Raw genomic sequence first — 20,959 nt, forward strand, 5'->3', positions numbered from 1 at the left:
TAGGGCAGAATCGTCCTATGTTGAAAATTGCAGTAGCAGGCGCCAGTGGGTACGCGGGTGGCGAGGCTCTTCGCCTCCTATTGAATCACCCCGGCTACGGCGTGGACTTCGAAATCGGTTCGCTGACCGGCGGTTCCAACGCGGGCACGCGATTCGGCGAACTCAACCCCGGGCTGCCCGCCCTGGCGGATCGCGTTCTCGAAGAGACGACGGAGGATGTTCTCCGCGGTCACGATGCTGCAATCCTGGCCCTCCCGCACGGGGTGTCCGCCGCCCTGGATCTGCCGGAATCCATGAAGGTCGTGGACTGCGGCGCGGACTACCGCCTGAAGAATGCCAACCACTGGGCGCGTTTCTACGGCACCCCGCACGCTGGCACCCGCACCTACGGCATCCCGGAGATGCCGGGGCGCCGGGAGGAGATCGCGGCCACCAACTACGTCGCCGCCCCCGGTTGCTTCCCGACCGGCGCCACGATGGCCCTCATGCCCGCTATCGCCAGCGGCCTGATGGCCCCGCAGATCAGCGTAGTTTCCGTCACCGGCACCACCGGCGCTGGCAAGAAGGCCGCCGTGAACCTGCTGGGCTCAGAGACGATAGGTAACCTGCGCGCCTACGGCGTGGGCACCCACCGCCACGCCCCGGAGATCAAGCAGAGCGTTGAGGAGCTGCTCGCCCCTGGCTATTCCACGGACGACGTCCACGTGACCTTCACCCCGGTGCTGGCCCCGCTGACCCGCGGCATCCTCACCACCGTCACTGCTCCCGCGCGTGGTCAGGCGAGCGATATCCGCCGCGCTTACGAGAAGTTCTGCGCCAACGAGCCCTTCCTGTATCTGCTGCCAGAGGGGCAGCAGCCGGAGGTGAAGAGCGTCGTGGGCTCCAACATGGTGCACATCCAAGTGGAGGTCGCCGACGGCATGGTTATCGCCACCAGCGCCATCGATAACCTCACCAAGGGCACCGCAGGTGCCGCCATCCAATGCCTCAACCTGATGTTCGGTTGGGAAGAAACCGCGGGTCTCCCGCAGACGGGGCTCTGATTCTAAGTTATGACTAACGCAGACAAGAACAATCCGGATACCAGCACTGCCCAAGACTCCTCCGCGGACCTCGGCGTGACCGTCCCCAAGGGCTTTAGCGCCGCAGCCGTGACGGCGGGGATCAAACCCTCCGGCAAGTCGGATATGGCTCTGATCCGCAACGATGGACCCGATGCCATCGCCGCTGCCATGTTCACCCGTAACCAGGTCACTGCCGCCCCCGTTCGTTACACCAAGGCGAACAACGATGGCACCTTCCGCGCCGTCGTCGTCAATTCCGGCAACGCTAACGCCTGCAACGGAGCCCAGGGCGACAAGGATGCGCGCGCTACCGCCGAGAAGACCGCCGAGCTGCTGGGATGCCAGCCCGGCGACGTTGCCGTGTGCTCCACCGGCCTGATCGGCGACGTGCTGCCGATGGATAAGGTCTTCGCCGGAGTCGACGACCTTGCCGGCAAGCTCGACCAGTCCATCACCGCCGGCAACGATGCCGCCCGCGCCATCATGACCACCGACCTCGTCGCCAAGGAAGCCGTCTACCACGGCGATGGCTGGTCCATCGGCGCCATGGGCAAGGGTGTCGGCATGATGGCTCCGTCGCTGGCTACGATGCTCGTGTTTATTACTACGGACGCCCACCTGCCCAGCGCCGACATGGCTCACGAGGCTCTGGCGGGCGCCACCCCGACAACCTTCGACTGCATCGATATCGACGGCGCGACCTCCACCAACGACACTGTGCTGCTGATGGCCTCCGGCGCTTCCGGCATCACCCCGGACGCGGAGGAATTCAACGCTGCGATCCACCAGGTGTGCCTCGATATTGCGATGCAGCTACAGGCGGACGCTGAGGGCGTCACAAAGAGAGTGTCCATCACCGTCGGCGGTGCAGAAACGGACGCGGACGCACAGACCGCAGCGCGCGTTATCGGTCGCGACAATCTGTTTAAGTGCGCGATGTTCGGCTCCGACCCGAACTGGGGCCGCGTGCTGGCCGCCGTAGGCATGGCGCCGGTGAAGATGAACCCGGAGGCCATCAGCGTGTCCTTCAACGGTCACCCGGTGTGCATCAACTCCACGGGCGCGCCCGGCGCCCGCACGGTGGATCTTTCGGGCGCCGACATCGCCGTCGAGGTGGACCTCGGCGTGGGCGAGGGGCGTGCGACGGTGTGGACGACCGACCTGTCGTACTCCTACGTGGAGATCAACTCGGAATACTCCACCTAGTTCATCCAGTTCACCCAGAGCTCACCCGCACAACGGACCTAGCAGGAAACACACCAATGAACCCCAAACACACTCCCATCGATACCACCGGGCTGACCCCCGAGATGCGCAGCCATGTGCTGGCCGAGGCCCTGCCGTGGCTGCTGCACTACCGCGACAAGATCGTGGTGGTGAAGTACGGCGGTAACGCGATGATCGACGAGGATCTGAAGCGCGCCTTCGCCGCCGACATGGTCTTCCTGCGCGCCATCGGCGCCCGCCCGGTCGTGGTCCACGGCGGCGGCCCGCAGATCAACGAGATGCTGAAGACCGTCGGCCTGGAAGGCGAGTTTAAGGGCGGCTTCCGCGTGACCACCCCGGAGGTCATGGAGTACGTCCGTATGGTGCTGTTCGGCAAGGTCGGCCGTGAGCTGGTCGGGCTGATCAACGAGCACGGACCCTACGCCGTCGGCGCCTCGGGCGAGGATGCCGGCCTGTTCACCGCTTCCAAGCGCAAGGTCACGATCGACGGGGAAGAGGTAGACCTGGGCCGCGTGGGGCAGATCGAGCACGTCGACGCAGAAAGCCTGATCGACCTCATCGACGCCGGCCGCATCCCCGTGGTCTCCACGGTCGCACCGGATGACCAGGGGCGTATCTACAACATCAACGCCGACACTGCCGCCGGCGCGCTGGCCGGCGCCCTGGGTGCCGAGAGGCTCGTGATGCTCACCAACGTCAAGGGGCTGTACACCGACTGGCCGAACAAGGAATCGCTGGTATCCAGCCTGACTCCGGAGCAGCTCTCCGACCTACTGCCCAACCTGGATTCCGGCATGGTGCCGAAGATGGAGGCCTGCCTGGACGCGCTGCGCAGCGGTGTGCAGGCCGCGCACGTCATCGACGGCCGCATCCCGCACTCCGTAATCTTGGAGCTGATGACCACCGGCGGTATCGGCACCATGATCTGCCCCGCGGGCTGGGAAGACATCACCAGCCCCGACATCAACTATCGGGAGGATCTCCCATGACCCAGAACCACGAGAACGCGCCCAACGACTGGCAAGGCCACTGGAACGCCGCGCTGTTCGAAACCTACGGCACCCCACCGCGCGAGCTGGTTTCTGGCCGCGGCACCATCGTCACCGACGCGGAGGGCAATGAGTACCTCGACCTGCTGTCCGGCATCGCCGTGAACGCTCTGGGGCACGCTCACCCTGCCATTGTGGACGCCGTGACGAATCAGATCGCCACGCTCAGCCATACGTCTAACTTGTTCGCCCACCCACAGGTGATCAAACTCGCTGAGCGGCTGAAAGGCCTGCTGGGGGAGCAGAGTGGGGAGGCCGCCGAGGCGGCGGCCGGTGCCCGCGTGTTCTTCTCCAACTCCGGCGCCGAGGCGAACGAGGCTGCCTTCAAGATCGCCCGCGCTACCGGCAAGACCAAGATCCTGGCCGCTGAGCGTGGCTTCCACGGCCGCACCATGGGTGCCCTCGCCCTGACCGGCCAGCCGGACAAGCAGGAGCCCTTCAAGCCCCTGCCCGGCGGCGTGGAGTATTACCCCTACGGCGACATCGAAGCCCTGCGGGAGATGGCGGACGACGACACTGCCGCGATCTTTCTGGAGTCCATCCAGGGCGAAACCGGTGTGATCCCCGCCCCGGACGGCTTCCTCGCCGCCGTGCGCGAGCTGTGCGATGCCCACGACATCCTCATGGTCGTCGACGAGGTTCAGGCCGGCATGGGCCGCACCGGCCAGTGGTTCGGCTTCCAGCACGAGGCCGGTGTGCTGCCGGACGTCATCACCATGGCCAAGGGGCTGGGCGGTGGCCTGCCGATCGGCGCCACGCTCGCCCTGCCGAAGGCGCAGCTGCTGGCCAAGGGAATGCACGGCACCACCTTCGGCGGCAATCCCGTCGTCTGTGCGGCCGCGAATGCCGTCATCGACACGATCGAAGCCGAGGAACTGCTGGCCAACGTCGCCACCCAGTCGCAGGCTATCCGCGACGGCCTGGCAGACCACCCGAGTGTGCAGACCATCCGTGGCCGCGGGCTGATGCTCGGCGTCGTCCTGGATGCGCCCCTTAACCTGGATCCGCTGGACTACGGGCTAATCGTCAACAAGCCCCAGCCCGATGTGATCCGCCTGGTCCCGCCGCTGAATATCTCGGCGGATGAGGTGCAGCGGGGCGTCACAAAGATTAGGCAGATGTTGGACGACAACCGCGCGCAGAACCAGTAACCACACAAAGAACGGAAGACACCACATGACAAACCTGCACATGCAGAACAACGGCCCGGTGCGCCACATGCTGGCCGACGACGACCTCACCCCGGAAGAGCAAGCCGAAGTGCTGGCGCTGGCCGAGGAGCTGAAGGACAACCGCTACGGCAACGGCTACCGCAACCTGCTGGAGCGCCGCTCCGTCGCCGTGTTGTTCGACAAGACCTCTACGCGCACGCGCTTTTCTTTTGACGCCGGCATCACCGAGCTGGGCGGCAACGCCATCGTCGTGGACAGTGGAAGTTCGCAGATGGGGAAGGGGGAGACCTTCCAGGACACCGGCGCGGTGCTATCCCGCTACGTCACTGCGATTGTCTGGCGCACCGGCGCTCACGACAACCTCCATCAGATGGCGGAGACCGCGGGCGTGCCGATCGTCAACTCCCTGTCCGATGATTTCCACCCCTGCCAGATCCTCGCCGACTTGGTGACCATCAAGGAGCACAAGGGTGAGCTTAAGGGTCTGAACGCGGTGTACTTCGGCGACGGGGCGAACAACATGGCCAACAGCTACATGCTGGGCTTCGCCACGGCGGGAGTGAACATCACCATCGCCGCGCCAGAGGGCTTCCAGCCGGAGCCGAAGTTCGTGGAGCGCGCCAAGAAACGTGCCGAGCTGACTGGCGCGACTGTGACTGTCACCGACAAGGTGGACGCCACGGGGGCGGACGTGGTGATCACCGACACCTGGCTGTCCATGGGGCAGGATGCCTCCGAAGACCGCAGTGCGCTGCGGGCCTACCAGGTGGACGAGAAGCTGATGGGCACCGCCAAGGACGATGCGATCTTCCTGCACTGTCTGCCGGCCTACCGCGGTAGTGAGGTGACGCCAGAGGTCATCGACGGGCCGCAGTCCGTGGTATTCGACGAGGCGGAAAACCGCCTGCACGCACAGAAGGCGCTGCTGGTATGGCTTCTTCGCTGACCCGCACCGCCCGGCAGGACATGATCGGGCGCATCATCGGTGCCGAGAAAGTCGGCAGCCAGCGCGAGTTGCTGGGAATCCTGGTGAACCGCGGCATCGACGTCACCCAAGCCACCCTGTCCCGCGACCTGGTGGACCTCGGCGCGAAGAAGGTGCGCGTGGGCGGGGAAGTTTACTACTCCCTGTCCGACGACGTGCGCGTGGACGGGCCAGACAAGCTGCGGCGCGTCCTGGCCGAGCTGCTGGTCGACCACGACCACTCCGGAAACATCGCCGTACTGCGCACCCCACCCGGTGCCGCGCAGTACCTGGCCAGCATCCTGGACCGCTCGGACGTAAACCGAGTGGTGGCCACCATCGCTGGTGATGACACCGTGTTCGTCCTGGCGCGGGAGCCGCTCAACGGCAAGGAGCTGGGGGAGTACTTCTTCCAGCTGGCACATAGCTAAAATCAAATAACGGATACAACAACTAGAACGCACAAAGAGTTTCGAAGGGAAGCTTAGAAGAATGAAGGATCGCGTAGTACTCGCATACTCCGGCGGGCTGGATACCACCGTGGCCATCAGCTGGATCGCCAAGGAGCGCAACGCAGAGGTCGTCTGTGTCTCCATCGACCTGGGTCAGGGCGGCGAGGACATGGAGACCGTCCGCCAGCGCGCCCTCGGTGCCGGCGCCGTGGAGTCCATCGTCGTGGATGCCCGCGACGAGTTCGCCAACGACTACTGCCTGCCGACCATCAAGGCCAACGGCATGTACATGAAGGAGTACCCGCTGGTCTCCGCGATCTCCCGCCCGCTGATCGTCAAGCACATGGCGGATGCGGCCAAGGAGCACGGCGGCACTGCCGTCGCCCACGGCTGCACCGGCAAGGGCAATGACCAGGTCCGCTTCGAGGTTGGCTTCGCCAACACAGCCCCGGACCTGGATATCATCGCCCCGGTCCGCGACTACGCCTGGACTCGTGAGAAGGCCATCGCCTTCGCCGAGGAAAACGGCATCCCGATCGAGCAGTCCAAGTCCTCCCCGTTCTCCATCGACCAGAACGTGTGGGGCCGCGCCGTGGAGACCGGCTTCCTGGAGGATCTGTGGAACGCCCCGACCAAGGACGTCTACGCCTACACCGAGGATCCGGGCCTGGGTCAGGCTCCGGATGAGGTCATCATCTCCTTCGAGTCCGGTGTGCCGGTGGCCATCGACGGTAAGAAGGTCACCGTCCTGGAGGCCATCGAGGAGCTGAACCGCCGCGCGGGTGCGCAGGGTGTCGGCCGCCTAGACATGGTTGAGGACCGCCTGGTGGGCATCAAGTCCCGCGAGATCTACGAAGCTCCGGGCGCTATGACCCTGATCCGTGCCCACGAGGCCCTGGAAGCCGTCACCGTCGAGCGCGAGCTGGCCCGCTACAAGCGCGGCATCGACGCCGAGTGGTCCAACCAGGTCTACGACGGCCTGTGGTTCAGCCCGCTGAAGCGCTCCCTGGATGCGTTCATCGACTCCACCCAGACCCACGTCACCGGCGACATCCGCCTGGTGCTGCACGCCGGCTCCATCACCGTCAACGGCCGCCGCTCCGGCAAGTCCCTGTACGACTTCAACCTGGCCACCTACGACGAGGGCGACTCCTTCGACCAGTCCATGGCCCGCGGCTTCGTGGAGCTGCACGGCCTGTCCTCCAAGATCGCCTCCAAGCGCGACCTGGCCAACTAGGCACTGGCTAACTAGGCAACCGGCCAACTAGAGCAGAAAGGCACACCCAAACATGACCACCGAGGCACACGGCACGAACGAAGGCGCCCTGTGGGGCGGCCGATTCTCCGGCGGACCGACTGAGGCGATGGCCGCCCTGTCGAAGTCCACGCACTTCGACTGGGTTTTGGCCCCCTACGACGTGCTGGCCTCGCAGGCTCACGCGCGGGTGCTGCACAAGGCCAACCTGCTGAGCGACGAGGACTTCGACACGCTCATCGCCGGCCTGCAGAAGCTGGGCGAGGACGTGGCCGACGGAACCTTCGGCCCCGAACCTAGCGACGAGGACGTCCACGGTGCGATGGAGCGCGGCCTGATCGACCGCGTGGGACCCGAGGTCGGCGGTCGCCTGCGCGCGGGCCGTTCCCGCAACGACCAGGTGGCCACCCTGTTCCGCATGTGGGTGCGCGATGCGATCCGTGACATCACCGCGGGCGTGCTCGACGTTGTCGACGCGCTGGTCGCTCAAGCCGATCGCCACCCGGAGGCCATCATGCCGGGCAAGACGCACTTCCAGGCCGCCCAGCCGGTACTGCTGGCCCACCAGCTGCTGGCGCACGCACAGCCGCTGCTGCGCGACGTGCAGCGTTTCCAGGATCTGGATAAGCGCCTGGCTGTGTCCCCGTATGGTTCCGGTGCGCTTGCCGGTTCCTCCCTGGCGCTCGACCCGGAGGCCATCGCGGAGGAGCTCGGCTTTGACTCTGCTGCGGATAACTCTATTGACGCCACCAGTTCCCGCGACTTCGCCTCTGAGGCAGCCTTTGTGTTTGCCCAGGTGGCGGTGGATCTCTCTCGCCTGGCGGAGGAGGTCATCGCCTGGTCCACCCCGGAGTTCGGCTACGTCACGCTGGCCGACGAGTGGTCCACCGGCTCGTCGATCATGCCGCAGAAGAAGAACCCGGATGTTGCCGAGCTGATGCGTGGCAAGACCGGCCGCCTGATTGGCAACGCCACCGGCCTGCTGGCCACCCTGAAGGCCATGCCTCTGGCCTACAACCGCGACCTGCAGGAGGATAAGGAACCCATCGCGGATTCCGTCGCACAGTTGAATCTGCTGCTCCCGGCGATGGCCGGGCTGGTCGGTACCTTGACATTCCACCCGGAGCGTCTGCGCGAGCTCGCCCCCGCAGGCTTTACACTTGCCACCGACCTGGCGGAGTGGATGGTTCGCCAGGGCGTGCCGTTCCGCGTGGCCCACGAGGCCTCCGGCTCTTGCGTCCGCATTGCGGAATCGCGTGGAGTGGACCTGGTGGATCTCACCGATGAGGAGCTGGCGAGCGTGCACGAGGCCCTGACCCCGCAGGTGCGCGAGGTGCTGACCATCGACGGCGCAGTCGCCTCCCGTGCTACCCGCGGCGGAACTGCCGGCGTGCGCGTCGCCGAGCAGAAGGAGCGGGTCCGTGAGGCCGCTGCCGCCGACCGCAAGTGGGCGGAGAAAACCCGCCTGGTCTAAAAGTCAGCGGGCTTAGATCCCGACCCCGTGCTCATTCGCCCCGCCGGGCAGGTTGTGCAAACGCACTCCCTGCCCGGCGGCGTGCTGTGCAAAGCGGTCGACGAAGCGCGCAGAGCGCTTGCCGGACGCGCAATAGACCACTGCGTCCACGGCTCCCGCTACGTTGCTGTCCTCGGCGCCAAGACTCTCAATCAGCTGCTCGGCCAGCTCCGGCTGCTCGCTCCATACGGTGGTGGGCAGGTGGTAGCCCGGGTGCTCGGCAAAGGACGGCAGGTCCTTGATAGCTTTTTCCCCTGGCTCGCGCACGTCGATGGCAACCGCCGCGCCGTCGGCGAGGTCACGCAGCAGGGAAGCGGCCGTGTCTTCTTCTACCGCGTTAGCTCCAGCCGTATCAACCGCGCAGCTCGACATGTCCTCCTCCACGATCTCGGTGACCGGCTGCCGCTGGGGATCGGCGGCCACGTTGAAGTGTTGGATGTTGGCCGTGAGGGCGTCATAAATGTGCAACCGCCCCACCTGCTGCGCGCGAGCTTCCGGGTCTCGCAGGAACTTAATGGTTTCCGTGGCCATCAGGCCGGCAACCACAGAGGTCGTCACGCCCAGCACCCCGGCGGTGGCGCAATCCGGCACGCTGTCGGGGTCCGGTTGAGAGGGGTAGAGGTCGCGCATGCCGACGCCCCGGCCATCCGGCTCGGCGCCTTCACCGGACCACCAGACGGCCACGTCGCCGCGGTAGCGCAGGACGGAACCCCAGACCAGGGGAGTGCCGGTGGCCTCTGCGGCATCGGCAGCCAGGAACTTCGTGGCGAAGGTATCCGACCCGTCGATGAGCACGTCCACGCCTTCTAGCAGTGCGGCGGCGTTTTCGGCCCGCAGGCGCCCGTGGATGCCGTGGAAGATCAAACCGGGCTGCAACTCCCGCAGACGTTCTCCAGTGACTTCCACCTTGGGGCGGCCGACGTCGCTGGCGCCGAAAAGGATCTGCCGGTGAATGTTCGTGATGTCCACCGTGTCGTCATCGATGACGGAAATCTCGCCGACCCCCGCCGCGGCCAGGGCCTGCATCAAGGGGCAGCCGAGCCCGCCAGCGCCGATCACCAGCACGTGTGCCTCGTGCAGCCGCTCCTGCTCCCGCAGTCCGTGGCCCGGCAGGATCGTCTGCCGGGCGACGCGCTTCAGCTCCTCGGCAGGCAGGGAGGTGTAGTCGCCGAGCATCACAGCACCTCGTCGGCCCAGCCATCCCAGCTGGCCAGGCCGTCGAAGCTGGAGGAGGCCAACGCGCCCTGGGCGTGCGTGCGCTGCGGGATGCGCCCCGCCTCTCGTGCCAGCCGGCCGGACTCCACAGCCGCCTTCATGGCGTGAGCCATCGCTACCGGGTCCTGGCAGCGGTTCACCGCGCTGGCCAGCAGCACTCCGTCGCAGCCCAGCTCCATCGCCAGCGCCGCGTCGGAGGCAGTACCGACACCCGCGTCCAGAAGCACCGGAACCTGAGCGCGCGAACAGATCAGCTCGATATTGTGCGGGTTCAGGATTCCCAGACCCGTGCCAATGGGGGAGCCCAGCGGCATGACCGCGTGCACGCCCACGTCCTCCAGCCGCCGGGCGACTACCGGGTCGTCGCTGGTGTAGGCCAGCACCACGAAGCCTTCGGCCACCAGCATCTCGCAGGCATCCACCAGCTCCACCACGTCGGGTAGCAGCGTGTGATCGTCGGCGATGACCTCCACCTTCACCCAGTTGGTACCCAGTGCCTCACGCGCAAGCTGTGCCGTCAGCATTGCATCGCGGGCGGTCTGGCACCCGGCGGTGTTCGGCAGCACGTCGATGTCCAGGCGTTTCAGCAGCTCGAACACGCTCTCGCCGCCGCCGGTGGTCTTGGCGCTGTGGCGGCGCATCGCCACCGTGGTCAGCTGTGTGCCACTTGCAACCAGCGCATCCTCCAGCAGTGACTGGCTGCTGGCCCCACCGGTGCCCATGACCAGGTGGGAATCGAATTCCTTATCAGCGATCTTCAGCATGGCTGTTCCCCTAGCTGTCTCTAGCCGCCTTGGACGGCGATCAGGATGTCCACCGCGTCGCCGTCCTCCAGTGCGCGCCCCCAGTCACTGGCCGGAACCACGGAGCGGTTCACCGCCACGGCAACGCCTTTCGCCCCCTCGTTCTCGGAAGCTTCGTGACCCGTCTCCGCAGCCACGACCTCCGCCACACTCGGTGCCTTGTCGGCCGAGCGCGGCTCGTCATTCACCGTGTAGTTCATCGATCCTCCTTAGATCTCCTGTGCATGCGCCCCGCAGCTTTAGGCATGACGCAGCGGCGCGCAGCTGGCTAGGTTTATCTCTGGGCCTACCTCCGCTTCCAACGCAGGCACCGGCTGGCCCATTCCCAGCGCTGCCCCCACTGTAGCCCCCAGCGCGGACAGCAAAATTCCGTGGCGGAAGTAGCCCGTGGAAACCACCAGCTTCTCGCCGACTTTCCCCAGGTAGGGAAGGTCATCCGGAGTTCCGGGGCGCTCGCCGGTGATCGCCTCGATAAACTCGCACTCCTGGATGCCCGGCACAACCCGGATCGCGTCGCGCAGCAGCGTGTACACTCCGTCCACGGCGGGGCTGCGCCGTGCGTCCTCGCGGCTGGTTGCGCCCACGGCGATCGTGCCATCGGTTCGCGGGATGATGTACACCGGCCGGTCCTCCACGAACGCCCGGATCACGCGCCCCACGGGCGCCTCCATCCCCTCCGGTACCCGCAGACGCAGCATGTCGCCGCGCACCGGGCGCAGCTTCAGCGGCGACTGCTCGCCCTCGTACCAGCCGCGCACCTGCCCGGCACCCAGCCCGTTGCACAGGTACACCATGTCGCCCGTGTGCGTCGCAGCGTCGGTCGTCACCACGCCGTCTTCGATGCGGCTCACCCGCTCGCCGATGATCGCCACCCCCATGTTCCGCAGCGCATCCAACAGCGCCGCGCAGTACATTCGCGGGTTCACTTGGTGGTCGCCGGGGATCTCGACCACGCCAGATAGTTGCGGGCTGAGCCCCCACTCGGTCTTGCGCGCTTGGCGCAGAGGCAGGCGCTGCACTTCCATGCCGTGGCCGTGCTGGTGCTCGGTCAGTTCGGTGAGGTGCCGCGCGTCCGCCCGGTCCGCCCCCACCACGAAGGTCGATTCTGTTCTGTGGCCGGTGCTTAGGGAGGTCTTTTCGCCCAGCCGTTGCAGCAGGTCGTCGTACAAGTTTTTGGACGCCACCATCAGCGGGTACAAAGGCTCCTGCTTATACTGCACTTCTGCTACCGGGGCCAGCATGCCGCCCGCGACGAAGGAGGCCCCGCTTACTGGCGCGGGGTCGATCACCGCCACGGTATCCGGATCCGCCCCGAGATCCACCAGCTTGAAGGCGGTGGATAGGCCCACGATCCCCGCGCCCACCACAATGTGGTCATAGTGCTGGGAGCCTGCGGGACTGGAATTAGTCACTTCTATTCACTTCCTCTTGGGCGGGTTGCAAGCGGTGGGCGTCACGAAGAAAAACCAGTGAGCACCTGCCGTGCCGTGGCGCGCGGGTCGGGCGAGTTCATAAAACCACGAACGATCGCAACTCCCGCCACACCTGTGGCAGCCAGGTCTGCGGCGTCCTCCGCGCGCACGTCGCCGATGGCAACCACCGGAACCTGCGAGGCCTCTACTAGTGCGGGATACCCCTCCAAGCCCAGCGGCTCGCGGCCGGAATCCTTGGTGGGCGTGGGACGGAAAGGTCCGGCGCCGATGTAGTCGATCACGTCCGCATACTCGTTGGACTGCTGTACCAGGGGCAGGGTGCCGGTTGTCAGACCGATAATTGCATCCTTGCCCAGCACCTGGCGCGCCAGGCGCGGGTCCAGGTCGTCCTGGCCTATATGCACACCGTGGATGTTGTGCTCCGGCATCAGGGCGGTGGCTACGTCCACGCGGTCGTCAATCAACACCCGGGTAGCCGGGTTGGCCTGTTGCACTGCGGCGGCGACCTCAATGGCCAGTGCCGTGAGGTCGCGCACGCTCATCGGTTTGCTGCGCACCTGTACCACGCCTGCGCCACCGGCGGCCGCGGCTGCGGCCACGTCCACAACCTTCTCGTGTGGGGTGCCCGTGACCAGGTAGCAGCGCAGATCTAAGTTAGCGCCCACCGTGCGCTGCCGCCTCCTTCTGCAGATCCTCGGCGACTTCCTTCGCCTCGTCGCGGTTTAGGTACAGCTGGGAGCCCGCGCGACGGAACTCCTCGGCCATCTCCTCCTCGCCCGCGGCGTTTACGCCGTCTACGCTCTGGCGGCCGAAGCCCGGCAAGCCCAGGTCCTTGACCAGCGACTGCTTCTGGTCGGTGGCCAGCGCCTCGTCGATCTCGTCGCCGAAGGCATCACGGATGTCCTGGCTGATGCGCATGGAGCAGAACTTCGGGCCGCACATGGAGCAGAAGTGCGCGGTCTTCGCGGGCTCCGCGGGCAGCGTTTCGTCGTGGTATGCCTGCGCGGTGTCCGGGTCCAGGGAGAGGGCGAACTGGTCGTGCCAGCGGAACTCGAAGCGGGCCTTACTCATGGCGTCGTCCCACTCGTGGGCGCCCGGGTGCCCCTTGGCAACGTCGGCGGCGTGGGCGGACACCTTGTAGGTGATCACGCCGGTCTTCACGTCGTCCTTGTTCGGCAGGCCCAGGTGCTCCTTCGGGGTGACGTAGCACAGCATTGCGGTGCCACCCATGGCGATATTTGCCGCACCAATGGCGGAGGTGATGTGGTCGTAGCCCGGAGCGATGTCCGTGACCAGCGGCCCCAGCGTGTAGAACGGCGCGCCGCCGCACCATTCCTGCTCCTTTTCGTTGTTGACCTGCACCATGTTCAGCGGCACGTGGCCGGGGCCTTCCACCATGACCTGCACGTCGTACTCCCACGCACGGTGGGTCAGCTCGCCGATGGTCTTCAGCTCTGCGAACTGGGCTGCGTCGTTGGCGTCCGCGATGGAGCCTGGGCGCAGGCCATCGCCCAGGGAGAACGCGACGTCGTACCTGGCGAAGATCTCGCATAGCTCGTCGAAGTTCTCGTAGAGGAAGGATTCCTTGTGGTGCGCCAGGCACCAGCCGGCCATGATAGAGCCGCCGCGGGAGACGATGCCGGTGACGCGCTTGGTGGTCAGCGGCACGAAAGGCAGGCGCACGCCAGCGTGGATGGTCATGTAATCCACACCCTGCTCGCACTGCTCAATAACGGTATCGCGGAAGATCTCCCAGGTCAGATCCTCGGCCACGCCATCGACCTTCTCCAGAGCCTGGTAGATCGGCACGGTGCCGATCGGCACCGGGGAGTTGCGCAGGATCCACTCGCGGGTGGTGTGAATGTCGTTACCGGTGGACAGATCCATCACGGTGTCCGCGCCCCAGCGGGTAGCCCAGCGGAGCTTGTCCACCTCTTCGCGGATGGAGGAAGTGACGGCGGAGTTACCGATGTTGGCGTTGATCTTCGTGGTGAAAGCGTTGCCGATGATCATCGGCTCGGACTCCGGGTGGTTGATGTTGTTCGGGATGATGGCCTTACCGGAGGCTACCTGCTCGCGAACCTTCTCCACGTCGCAGTGCTCGCGCAGCGCCACGTACTCCATCTCCGGGGTGATGATGCCCTGGCGGGCGTAGTGCATCTGGGTAACGCGCTTGGCCTCCTTGGCGCGCAGAGTTGGGCGGGTGGAACCCTTCCACTCCTCACTGGCCTCGCCGCGCTTGACCGCGCGGTTGCCGTCGTCCAGCAGGTTACGGCGGCGGCCTTCGTAAGCCTCTACGTCGCCGCGGGCTTCGATCCACTCGCTGCGCAGGCCCTCCAGCCCCTTGGTCGGCTCGGCCCACGGGCCACGAGTGCGGTAGATGCGCACCGGCTCGTTCGGGCCGGTCGGGGAGTCGTCCAGCTGGATCTCCGTCTCCGGCACCTGCAGTGTGAAGGTCTTGCCGAAGGATTCCACGGTCTTCTCGATGGGGGAGAAGCTGTGCTTCGGGTGGATCTCCGCGCCGTACTCGTCGGTGGGGGTGGCGGTGTTTTGGGAAGACGTATCCGTCATAAAAACTCTCCTGATTCTTCCTTCGCTGGTTCTAACCAGACAGGTTCTAGCGGTACTCGCGCGGGATGCAGCGCGATCTCAGCCCGATACCTCGGGTGCCCGTGTTCGGTTGTGCTCCCCACTGTAACGCACCTCTCACAACCGTGTAGTTCTGCCCTGAATAGTTTCCGCTTCACTTATTGGATTTGCCCTGAAAAGCAGCTTTGTGTGCAATACGATCGGCTTTATGGCGACCCCTTATCCCAGTAGCTTGAACAGTACTGGCAAGAAAAAGACCCCCACAAAATTCCTTCTAGTTGTCATCTTGCTGCTGATTGCAGCGGGTGCATACGTAGTCGGCTCGGGGGATTTCCTTGACAGCTTCAAAAGGCTGGGCGGGAAGTCCTTCGATACCAGCAGGCCGCTAAAGATCGTCGCTGCCACGGAGCTGACGGACCTGGAGCCTTTTGTCCATCAGGCTTCTTCGGACCTGGGGTTCGACATTGAAATGGAGTACGACAGCGGCACGCTCGTCAACACTCGTAACCTGGCTGATGGTGCATATAGGGATAAGTATGACGCCACTTGGTTTGCAACCAACGCCTTTGCCAAAGCCCAGGGCATAGCTTCGCAGGGTGAAGATCACAGCATTGCCCGTTCGCCGGTAGCTTTGGGGCTCAAGCAGGACGTGGTGGATCGCCTCGGGTGGCGCAATAGGGACGTCAAATGGGCGGACATCGCTGATGCCGCAGCGCGCGGCGACCTGACTTTCGGCATGACGGATCCGCAGGAATCCAACTCCGGTTTCCTTGCCCTCCTTTCAGTAGCCGCGGAGTTCAGCGACTTCACTCCTGGGCAGGCTTTCGATTCTTCGAAGGTGACCATGGACGAGCGTCGCATGGAGGACTTTTTCTCCGGCCAGACGATCACCTCCGGGTCTTCCGGCTGGTTGCGGGAGACTTTCGTGAAGAACCCGGGTAAGGCAGACGGCATCTTCAACTATCAGGCAGTTTTGCAGTCTATGAAGGAAAACGACGGAGTCGACATCGAGATATTCGTCCCCGGTAATGCCGCGGGCGCTGCGGATTACCCCATCTCGGCACTTCGGAACCCCGGCGATCAGAAGGCCGATGAGGATGCTCAGGCGAAAGTAGAGGCCCTGGCAGATTGGTTTAGGGAGCACAGCGTGGAGGTAGGGGAGAAGACCCACCTGAACGTCTGGGGTGAGGATGCAGAGAACAAGGGCATCCAACGCTATTACGAATATCCGAAGTCTGAGGATGAGATTCTCTCTCTCGTGAGTCTGTACCGGGATAAGCTGCGCCGCCCAGCGGACAGCAATTTCCTGTTGGACACTTCTGGCTCGATGCGGGGCAACCGCTTGGGGGATCTGAAGAGCATTTTGAACAAGCTCATCGACGGTACCGCCGGCGAGGGCAATAATCCGAAGGGATTTGCGCGCCGCGAGACGATTACCCTCATGCCCTTCAGTAGCAAGGTTGCGGACGGGTACACGCAGGAGAACTACGACCCGGACAATGCGCAGCAGAAGCAGGACCTGCGCGGTTACGTTAACGGCCTGCAGCCACGCGGTGAAACCGCAATTTATGACGCCGTGTTGCGCGCCTACGACCGTGTGGGCGAGGGTGGCGGGTCCCTGAATTCGATCGTGCTAATGACCGATGGCGCGTCGAACTCGGGCACGAGTCGAAAGGACTTCATCACAAAAATGACCCGCATGATGGACGAGACGAACCATAAGATCCCGGTATTCGTGATTCTGTACGGTGAAGCCAGCGAGGAGGAGATGCGCTTCCTGGCAAACTTCACTGGTGGCAAGGTTTTCAACGCTCGTGGCGGTGACTTGGCCAAGGCGTTCGAAGAGATCCGCAGTTACCAATAAAAACCGAAGACAGGCCGATAGATAGAAAGAACCCGTGAACTCTAAGTACTCCATTAAGATCATCGTCGCGCTCGTCGTCTTCGTCGCCGTGGTTGTCGCCCACGCTGCAGTTGGCCTGGGTTCTTTATGGATAATAACGGCGGGGGCTCTCGCTGGTGTCGCCGGCATCTTGGCGCCCGAGCGGCAACCACAAGAGGCACTGGAGGCGCCTCCGAAACCCAGCGCCGTTGTTTCTCCAGTCGAGTCCCTGCAGGAAATGCGCACCCGGACTAAGCGGCTAAAGCAATCCATAAAGCTTTCGGGCGAGCAGCGGCAGGAGTTTTTCGCGGATCTGGATCATTTCTTCAGAACTTGCAGGGACGTTGTTCAAGAGTGGGATCACCTGGCAGCGGATTCCCTGCAAGAAGAAAAGGTTCGCCGCATTATGGATATCTATTTCCCGGAGACCTGCAGAATCCTGGAAGAGATGCCGGGTGTAGCGCACCGGCAGGCGGTTGAAGATTTCCGCGCATCGCTGGCAGTTTTGCAGACAGAGATAGACGAGGTTCACAAAGCTATCCTGCGGGACAATCTCCAAGAACTAAAGGACAATCGCACATTCTTGGAGCTGCAGTTCGGAGTTCTGAATGAGCCCGACGAACAAAGCTAGAAGTATTGGGCGGCGTAGGGGACGTCACTAAGAAAGAAGCCCAAGCTACCGGCTAGAGTAGACAGCATGATTGACCAGAAGCTCCTAGAGATCCTCGCGTGCCCCATCGACAAGCAGCCGCTGGAGGATCACGGTGACTATTTGGTGAACCCCCGCCTGAACAAGGCCTATCCGGTGCAGGACGGCATCCCGGTATTGCTGGTCGAAGAAGCTAAAGACTGGCCCGTTAAATAGCGACGCATTTTAGAGGAACGAGAACGAGCACGCATGAGCGACAACAAGAACATCATCGACGAGCTGCAGTGGCGCGGCCTGATTAACCAGTCGACGGACCTGGAGGCGCTGAAGGAGGCCACGCAGAATCCCATCACGCTGTACTGCGGTTTCGACCCGACCGGTAGCTCCCTGCACGCGGGCCACTTGGTTCCGCTGATTATGCTGAAGCGCTTCCAGCAGTTCGGCCACCGTCCAATCACCCTGGCCGGCGGCGCGACCGGCATGATTGGCGATCCGCGCGACGTGGGCGAGCGCTCCATGCTGACCGAGGAGCAGATCGGTGAGAACATGGTGGCCATCAAGAAGCAGCTGGAGGCATTCGTCGACTTCGCTGAGGACAGCGATGTGGATAGCCCAGCCGTGATGGTGAACAACGCGGACTGGATCAGCCAGATGAACGTCATCGAGTACCTGCGCGATGTCGGCAAGAACTTCTCGCTGAACACCATGCTGGATCGCGATACCGTGAAGCGCCGCCTGGAATCCGACGGCATTTCCTACACCGAGTTCTCCTACATGCTGCTGCAGGCCAACGACTACGTGCACCTGCACAACGAGTTCGACTGTGTGCTGCAGATCGGCGGCGGCGACCAGTGGGGCAACATCGTCTCCGGTGTGGACCTGAACCGCCGTGTGAACGGCGCCAAGGTGCACGGCCTGACGGTTCCGCTGGTGACGGACGCGGAGGGCAACAAGTTTGGCAAGTCCACCGGCGGCGGCAAGCTGTGGCTGGATCCGCAACTGACCAGCCCGTACTCCTGGTACCAGTACTTCATCAACGCGGGCGATTCCGTGGTGATCGATTACCTGCGCTGGTTCACCTTCCTTTCCCAGGAGGAGATCGCGGAGCTGGAGCGCAAGGTCGCCGAGGAGCCCTTCAAGCGCGAGGCGCAGCGTGTTCTGGCCCGCGAGATGACCACTCTGGTGCACGGCGCTGCTGCTACTGAGGCTGTGGAGCTGGCCGCCCAGGCGTTGTTCGGCAAGGCGGAGCTGCAGGATCTGGACGAGCCCACCCTGGCTTCCGCCCTGCAGGAAACCGAGGTTGCCGAGGTTGGCGCCGATGCCACCATCCTGGACTTGCTCGTCGAGTCCGGCCTGGAAAAGTCCAAGGGAGCCGCTCGTCGTACTGTCGGGGAAGGCGGCGCTTACGTCAACAACCAGCGCATCGAGGACATCGAATGGTCTCCGTCCGCCGAGGAACTGCTGCACGGATCGTGGCTCGTGTTGCGCAAGGGCAAGAAGCGTTTCGCCGGTGCGCGCGTAGGTGCTTCTTCTTAGTGACGCCACCAGCACGGCCTGTATGCGCTAAACCGATCCTCTGGTAGTTGCATTTTCCTGCTTCTACCAGGGGATTTGTGTCTTTCTTGGCGTTGGGTGTACATTAATTCAAGTCGCCGAGAGCGAGCGGGGAAATAAAGACCGGCTTCAGTTACTCGGTGTGCGTAGGTTGTTTGAGAACTCAATAGCGTGATGAACCAAGTTTAGATACTTTGTTGACCAACCTTTGTGTTGATTCTGATGCATTGTATGTCTTTATTACTTTTGTGACTTGTTTCAGTGCTCCATTGGCTCGCATGGATTGTGGGTTGGTGGTGGTTACGCCAGCGTGGTTTTAACGTGTCCACGATATGTAATGTGCGTATCCCAGCAGGAGTCGCCTTTTTACGGGTGCTTGTTGGGCTGATGAATGGTTATTGGAAAAGTTTTTGGGATGTATGTTGTGTCTGATCAATAGTCAGCGGCGTTTTGTGTTGTTGGTGTTGGTTGATGTGATTTATTTATCCTTTTTTCAATTCTTTTGTCAGTAGTTTTTTGTTTGCCTGGTTTTCAGGCTCACCATGTGTCTGATGGCATTTTTATGGAGAGTTTGATCCTGGCTCAGGACGAACGCTGGCGGCGTGCTTAACACATGCAAGTCGAACGGAAAGGCCCTTTGCTTGCAAGGGGTACTCGAGTGGCGAACGGGTGAGTAACACGTGGGTGATCTGCCTTGCACTTCGGGATAAGCCTGGGAAACTGGGTCTAATACCGGATAGGACCATGCTTTAGTGTGTGTGGTGGAAAGTTTTTCGGTGCAAGATGAGCCCGCGGCCTATCAGCTTGTTGGTGGGGTAATGGCCTACCAAGGCGACGACGGGTAGCCGGCCTGAGAGGGTGTACGGCCACATTGGGACTGAGACACGGCCCAGACTCCTACGGGAGGCAGCAGTGGGGAATATTGCACAATGGGCGCAAGCCTGATGCAGCGACGCCGCGTGGGGGATGACGGCCTTCGGGTTGTAAACTCCTTTCGCTAGGGAAGAAGCCTTTTGGTGACGGTACCTGGATAAGAAGCACCGGCTAACTACGTGCCAGCAGCCGCGGTAATACGTAGGGTGCGAGCGTTGTCCGGAATTACTGGGCGTAAAGAGCTCGTAGGTGGTTTGTCGCGTCGTCTGTGAAATCCCGGGGCTTAACTTCGGGCGTGCAGGCGATACGGGCATAACTAGAGTGCTGTAGGGGAGACTGGAATTCCTGGTGTAGCGGTGAAATGCGCAGATATCAGGAGGAACACCGATGGCGAAGGCAGGTCTCTGGGCAGTTACTGACGCTGAGGAGCGAAAGCATGGGTAGCGAACAGGATTAGATACCCTGGTAGTCCATGCCGTAAACGGTGGGCGCTAGGTGTGGGGGTTTTATTTACGATTCCCGTGCCGTAGCTAACGCATTAAGCGCCCCGCCTGGGGAGTACGGCCGCAAGGCTAAAACTCAAAGGAATTGACGGGGGCCCGCACAAGCGGCGGAGCATGTGGATTAATTCGATGCAACGCGAAGAACCTTACCTGGGCTTGACATACACCGGATCGCTGCAGAGATGTAGTTTCCCTTGTGGCTGGTGTACAGGTGGTGCATGGTTGTCGTCAGCTCGTGTCGTGAGATGTTGGGTTAAGTCCCGCAACGAGCGCAACCCTTGTCTTGTGTTGCCAGCACGTTATGGTGGGGACTCGCGAGAGACTGCCGGGGTTAACTCGGAGGAAGGTGGGGATGACGTCAAATCATCATGCCCCTTATGTCCAGGGCTTCACACATGCTACAATGGTCGGTACAGTGGGTTGCGATACCGTGAGGTGGAGCTAATCCCTTAAAGCCGGTCTCAGTTCGGATTGGAGTCTGCAACTCGACTCCATGAAGTCGGAGTCGCTAGTAATCGCAGATCAGCAACGCTGCGGTGAATACGTTCCCGGGCCTTGTACACACCGCCCGTCACGTCATGAAAGTTGGTAACACCCGAAGCCAGTGGCCCAAACTTGTTAGGGAGCTGTCGAAGGTGGGATCGGCGATTGGGACGAAGTCGTAACAAGGTAGCCGTACCGGAAGGTGCGGCTGGATCACCTCCTTTCTAAGGAGTTTTTATTTTTTGTTTTTGTTTCTGGGTGAATAGGTAGCCGGTTCAA

Annotated in this window: 18 protein-coding genes and 1 rRNA gene; 13 read left to right on the forward strand and 6 right to left on the reverse strand. The window is 63.1% G+C overall.

What is annotated here, in order from left to right:
- Window positions 1-17: 17 nt before the first annotated feature.
- From argC to argH, 8 genes are all read left to right on the forward strand, one after another.
- Window positions 18-1,043, forward strand: coding sequence for an N-acetyl-gamma-glutamyl-phosphate reductase (gene argC / locus JQ46_RS06475; RefSeq protein WP_034986422.1), 1,026 nt, complete (start codon window positions 18-20; stop codon window positions 1,041-1,043).
- A 9-nt stretch (window positions 1,044-1,052) separates the two neighbouring features.
- Window positions 1,053-2,270, forward strand: a complete 1,218-nt coding sequence (argJ, locus tag JQ46_RS06480) for a bifunctional glutamate N-acetyltransferase/amino-acid acetyltransferase ArgJ (RefSeq protein ID WP_034986424.1) — start codon at window positions 1,053-1,055, stop codon at window positions 2,268-2,270.
- 56 nt (window positions 2,271-2,326) lie between these two features.
- Window positions 2,327-3,280, forward strand: a complete 954-nt coding sequence (gene argB, locus JQ46_RS06485) for an acetylglutamate kinase (protein ID WP_034986425.1) — start codon at window positions 2,327-2,329, stop codon at window positions 3,278-3,280.
- Window positions 3,277-4,491 carry an acetylornithine transaminase gene (locus JQ46_RS06490; protein WP_034986427.1) on the forward strand — a complete coding sequence of 405 codons (1,215 nt, stop codon included), beginning with the start codon at window positions 3,277-3,279 and terminating at the stop codon, window positions 4,489-4,491. Before argB ends, JQ46_RS06490 begins: the two co-directional genes overlap by 4 nt.
- A 40-nt stretch (window positions 4,492-4,531) precedes the next feature.
- The gene (gene argF, locus JQ46_RS06495; RefSeq protein ID WP_424648003.1) at window positions 4,532-5,458 is read left to right on the forward strand and encodes an ornithine carbamoyltransferase; all 927 of its coding nucleotides are present in this window, start codon (window positions 4,532-4,534) and stop codon (window positions 5,456-5,458) included.
- Window positions 5,443-5,907, forward strand: a complete 465-nt coding sequence (argR, locus tag JQ46_RS06500) for an arginine repressor (protein ID WP_011273446.1) — start codon at window positions 5,443-5,445, stop codon at window positions 5,905-5,907. The genes argF and argR overlap by 16 nt, the downstream gene beginning before the upstream one ends.
- Window positions 5,908-5,968: 61 nt before the next feature.
- Window positions 5,969-7,165, forward strand: coding sequence for an argininosuccinate synthase (locus JQ46_RS06505; RefSeq protein ID WP_034986433.1), 1,197 nt, complete (start codon window positions 5,969-5,971; stop codon window positions 7,163-7,165).
- Between the two features lie 52 nt (window positions 7,166-7,217).
- Window positions 7,218-8,657: an argininosuccinate lyase gene (gene argH / locus JQ46_RS06510; protein ID WP_034986435.1), complete on the forward strand. Its 1,440-nt coding sequence runs from the start codon at window positions 7,218-7,220 to the stop codon at window positions 8,655-8,657.
- 12 nt (window positions 8,658-8,669) lie between these two features.
- Here argH and JQ46_RS06515 read toward each other — a convergent pair whose 3' ends face one another.
- From JQ46_RS06515 to thiC, 6 genes are read right to left on the reverse strand one after another with little or no spacing between them, the layout of a single operon-like run.
- The gene (locus tag JQ46_RS06515; RefSeq protein WP_034986437.1) at window positions 8,670-9,872 is read right to left on the reverse strand and encodes a ThiF family adenylyltransferase; all 1,203 of its coding nucleotides are present in this window, start codon (window positions 9,870-9,872) and stop codon (window positions 8,670-8,672) included.
- Complete coding sequence (locus JQ46_RS06520) at window positions 9,872-10,675, reverse strand: thiazole synthase (protein ID WP_034986439.1); 804 nt, start codon at window positions 10,673-10,675, stop codon at window positions 9,872-9,874. Before JQ46_RS06520 ends, JQ46_RS06515 begins: the two co-directional genes overlap by 1 nt.
- 20 nt (window positions 10,676-10,695) lie before the next feature.
- Complete coding sequence (gene thiS / locus JQ46_RS06525) at window positions 10,696-10,914, reverse strand: sulfur carrier protein ThiS (RefSeq protein ID WP_034986441.1); 219 nt, start codon at window positions 10,912-10,914, stop codon at window positions 10,696-10,698.
- A 39-nt stretch (window positions 10,915-10,953) separates the two neighbouring features.
- Entirely contained in the window at window positions 10,954-12,126 is a 1,173-nt protein-coding gene (thiO, locus tag JQ46_RS06530) for a glycine oxidase ThiO (protein ID WP_051876275.1), read from the reverse strand.
- Window positions 12,127-12,167: 41 nt separating this feature from the next.
- The gene (locus JQ46_RS06535; RefSeq protein ID WP_034986443.1) at window positions 12,168-12,812 is read right to left on the reverse strand and encodes a thiamine phosphate synthase; all 645 of its coding nucleotides are present in this window, start codon (window positions 12,810-12,812) and stop codon (window positions 12,168-12,170) included.
- Complete coding sequence (gene thiC / locus JQ46_RS06540; protein ID WP_034986445.1) at window positions 12,802-14,718, reverse strand: phosphomethylpyrimidine synthase ThiC; 1,917 nt, start codon at window positions 14,716-14,718, stop codon at window positions 12,802-12,804. The genes JQ46_RS06535 and thiC overlap by 11 nt, the downstream gene beginning before the upstream one ends.
- A 304-nt stretch (window positions 14,719-15,022) precedes the next feature.
- Here thiC and JQ46_RS06545 point away from each other — a divergent pair, with 304 nt between their 5' ends.
- The 5 genes from JQ46_RS06545 (at window position 15,023) to JQ46_RS06565 (ending at window position 20,904) form a co-directional block, all read left to right on the forward strand.
- Window positions 15,023-16,600, forward strand: a complete 1,578-nt coding sequence (locus tag JQ46_RS06545) for a vWA domain-containing protein (RefSeq protein ID WP_237744757.1) — start codon at window positions 15,023-15,025, stop codon at window positions 16,598-16,600.
- Between the two features lie 34 nt (window positions 16,601-16,634).
- Complete coding sequence (locus JQ46_RS06550; RefSeq protein WP_034986450.1) at window positions 16,635-17,249, forward strand: hypothetical protein; 615 nt, start codon at window positions 16,635-16,637, stop codon at window positions 17,247-17,249.
- 66 nt (window positions 17,250-17,315) lie between these two features.
- Complete coding sequence (locus JQ46_RS06555; protein WP_005295682.1) at window positions 17,316-17,483, forward strand: Trm112 family protein; 168 nt, start codon at window positions 17,316-17,318, stop codon at window positions 17,481-17,483.
- A 33-nt stretch (window positions 17,484-17,516) separates the two neighbouring features.
- The gene (gene tyrS, locus JQ46_RS06560) at window positions 17,517-18,803 is read left to right on the forward strand and encodes a tyrosine--tRNA ligase (RefSeq protein ID WP_034986452.1); all 1,287 of its coding nucleotides are present in this window, start codon (window positions 17,517-17,519) and stop codon (window positions 18,801-18,803) included.
- A gap of 577 nt (window positions 18,804-19,380) precedes the next feature.
- A 16S ribosomal RNA gene (locus JQ46_RS06565) occupies window positions 19,381-20,904 on the forward strand.
- The last annotated feature ends 55 nt before the right edge of the window (window positions 20,905-20,959 follow it).

Origin of the sequence: Corynebacterium jeikeium (assembly GCF_000738175.1) — a bacterium.
In the GTDB taxonomy this organism is placed as follows: Bacteria; Actinomycetota; Actinomycetes; order Mycobacteriales; family Mycobacteriaceae; genus Corynebacterium; species Corynebacterium jeikeium_C.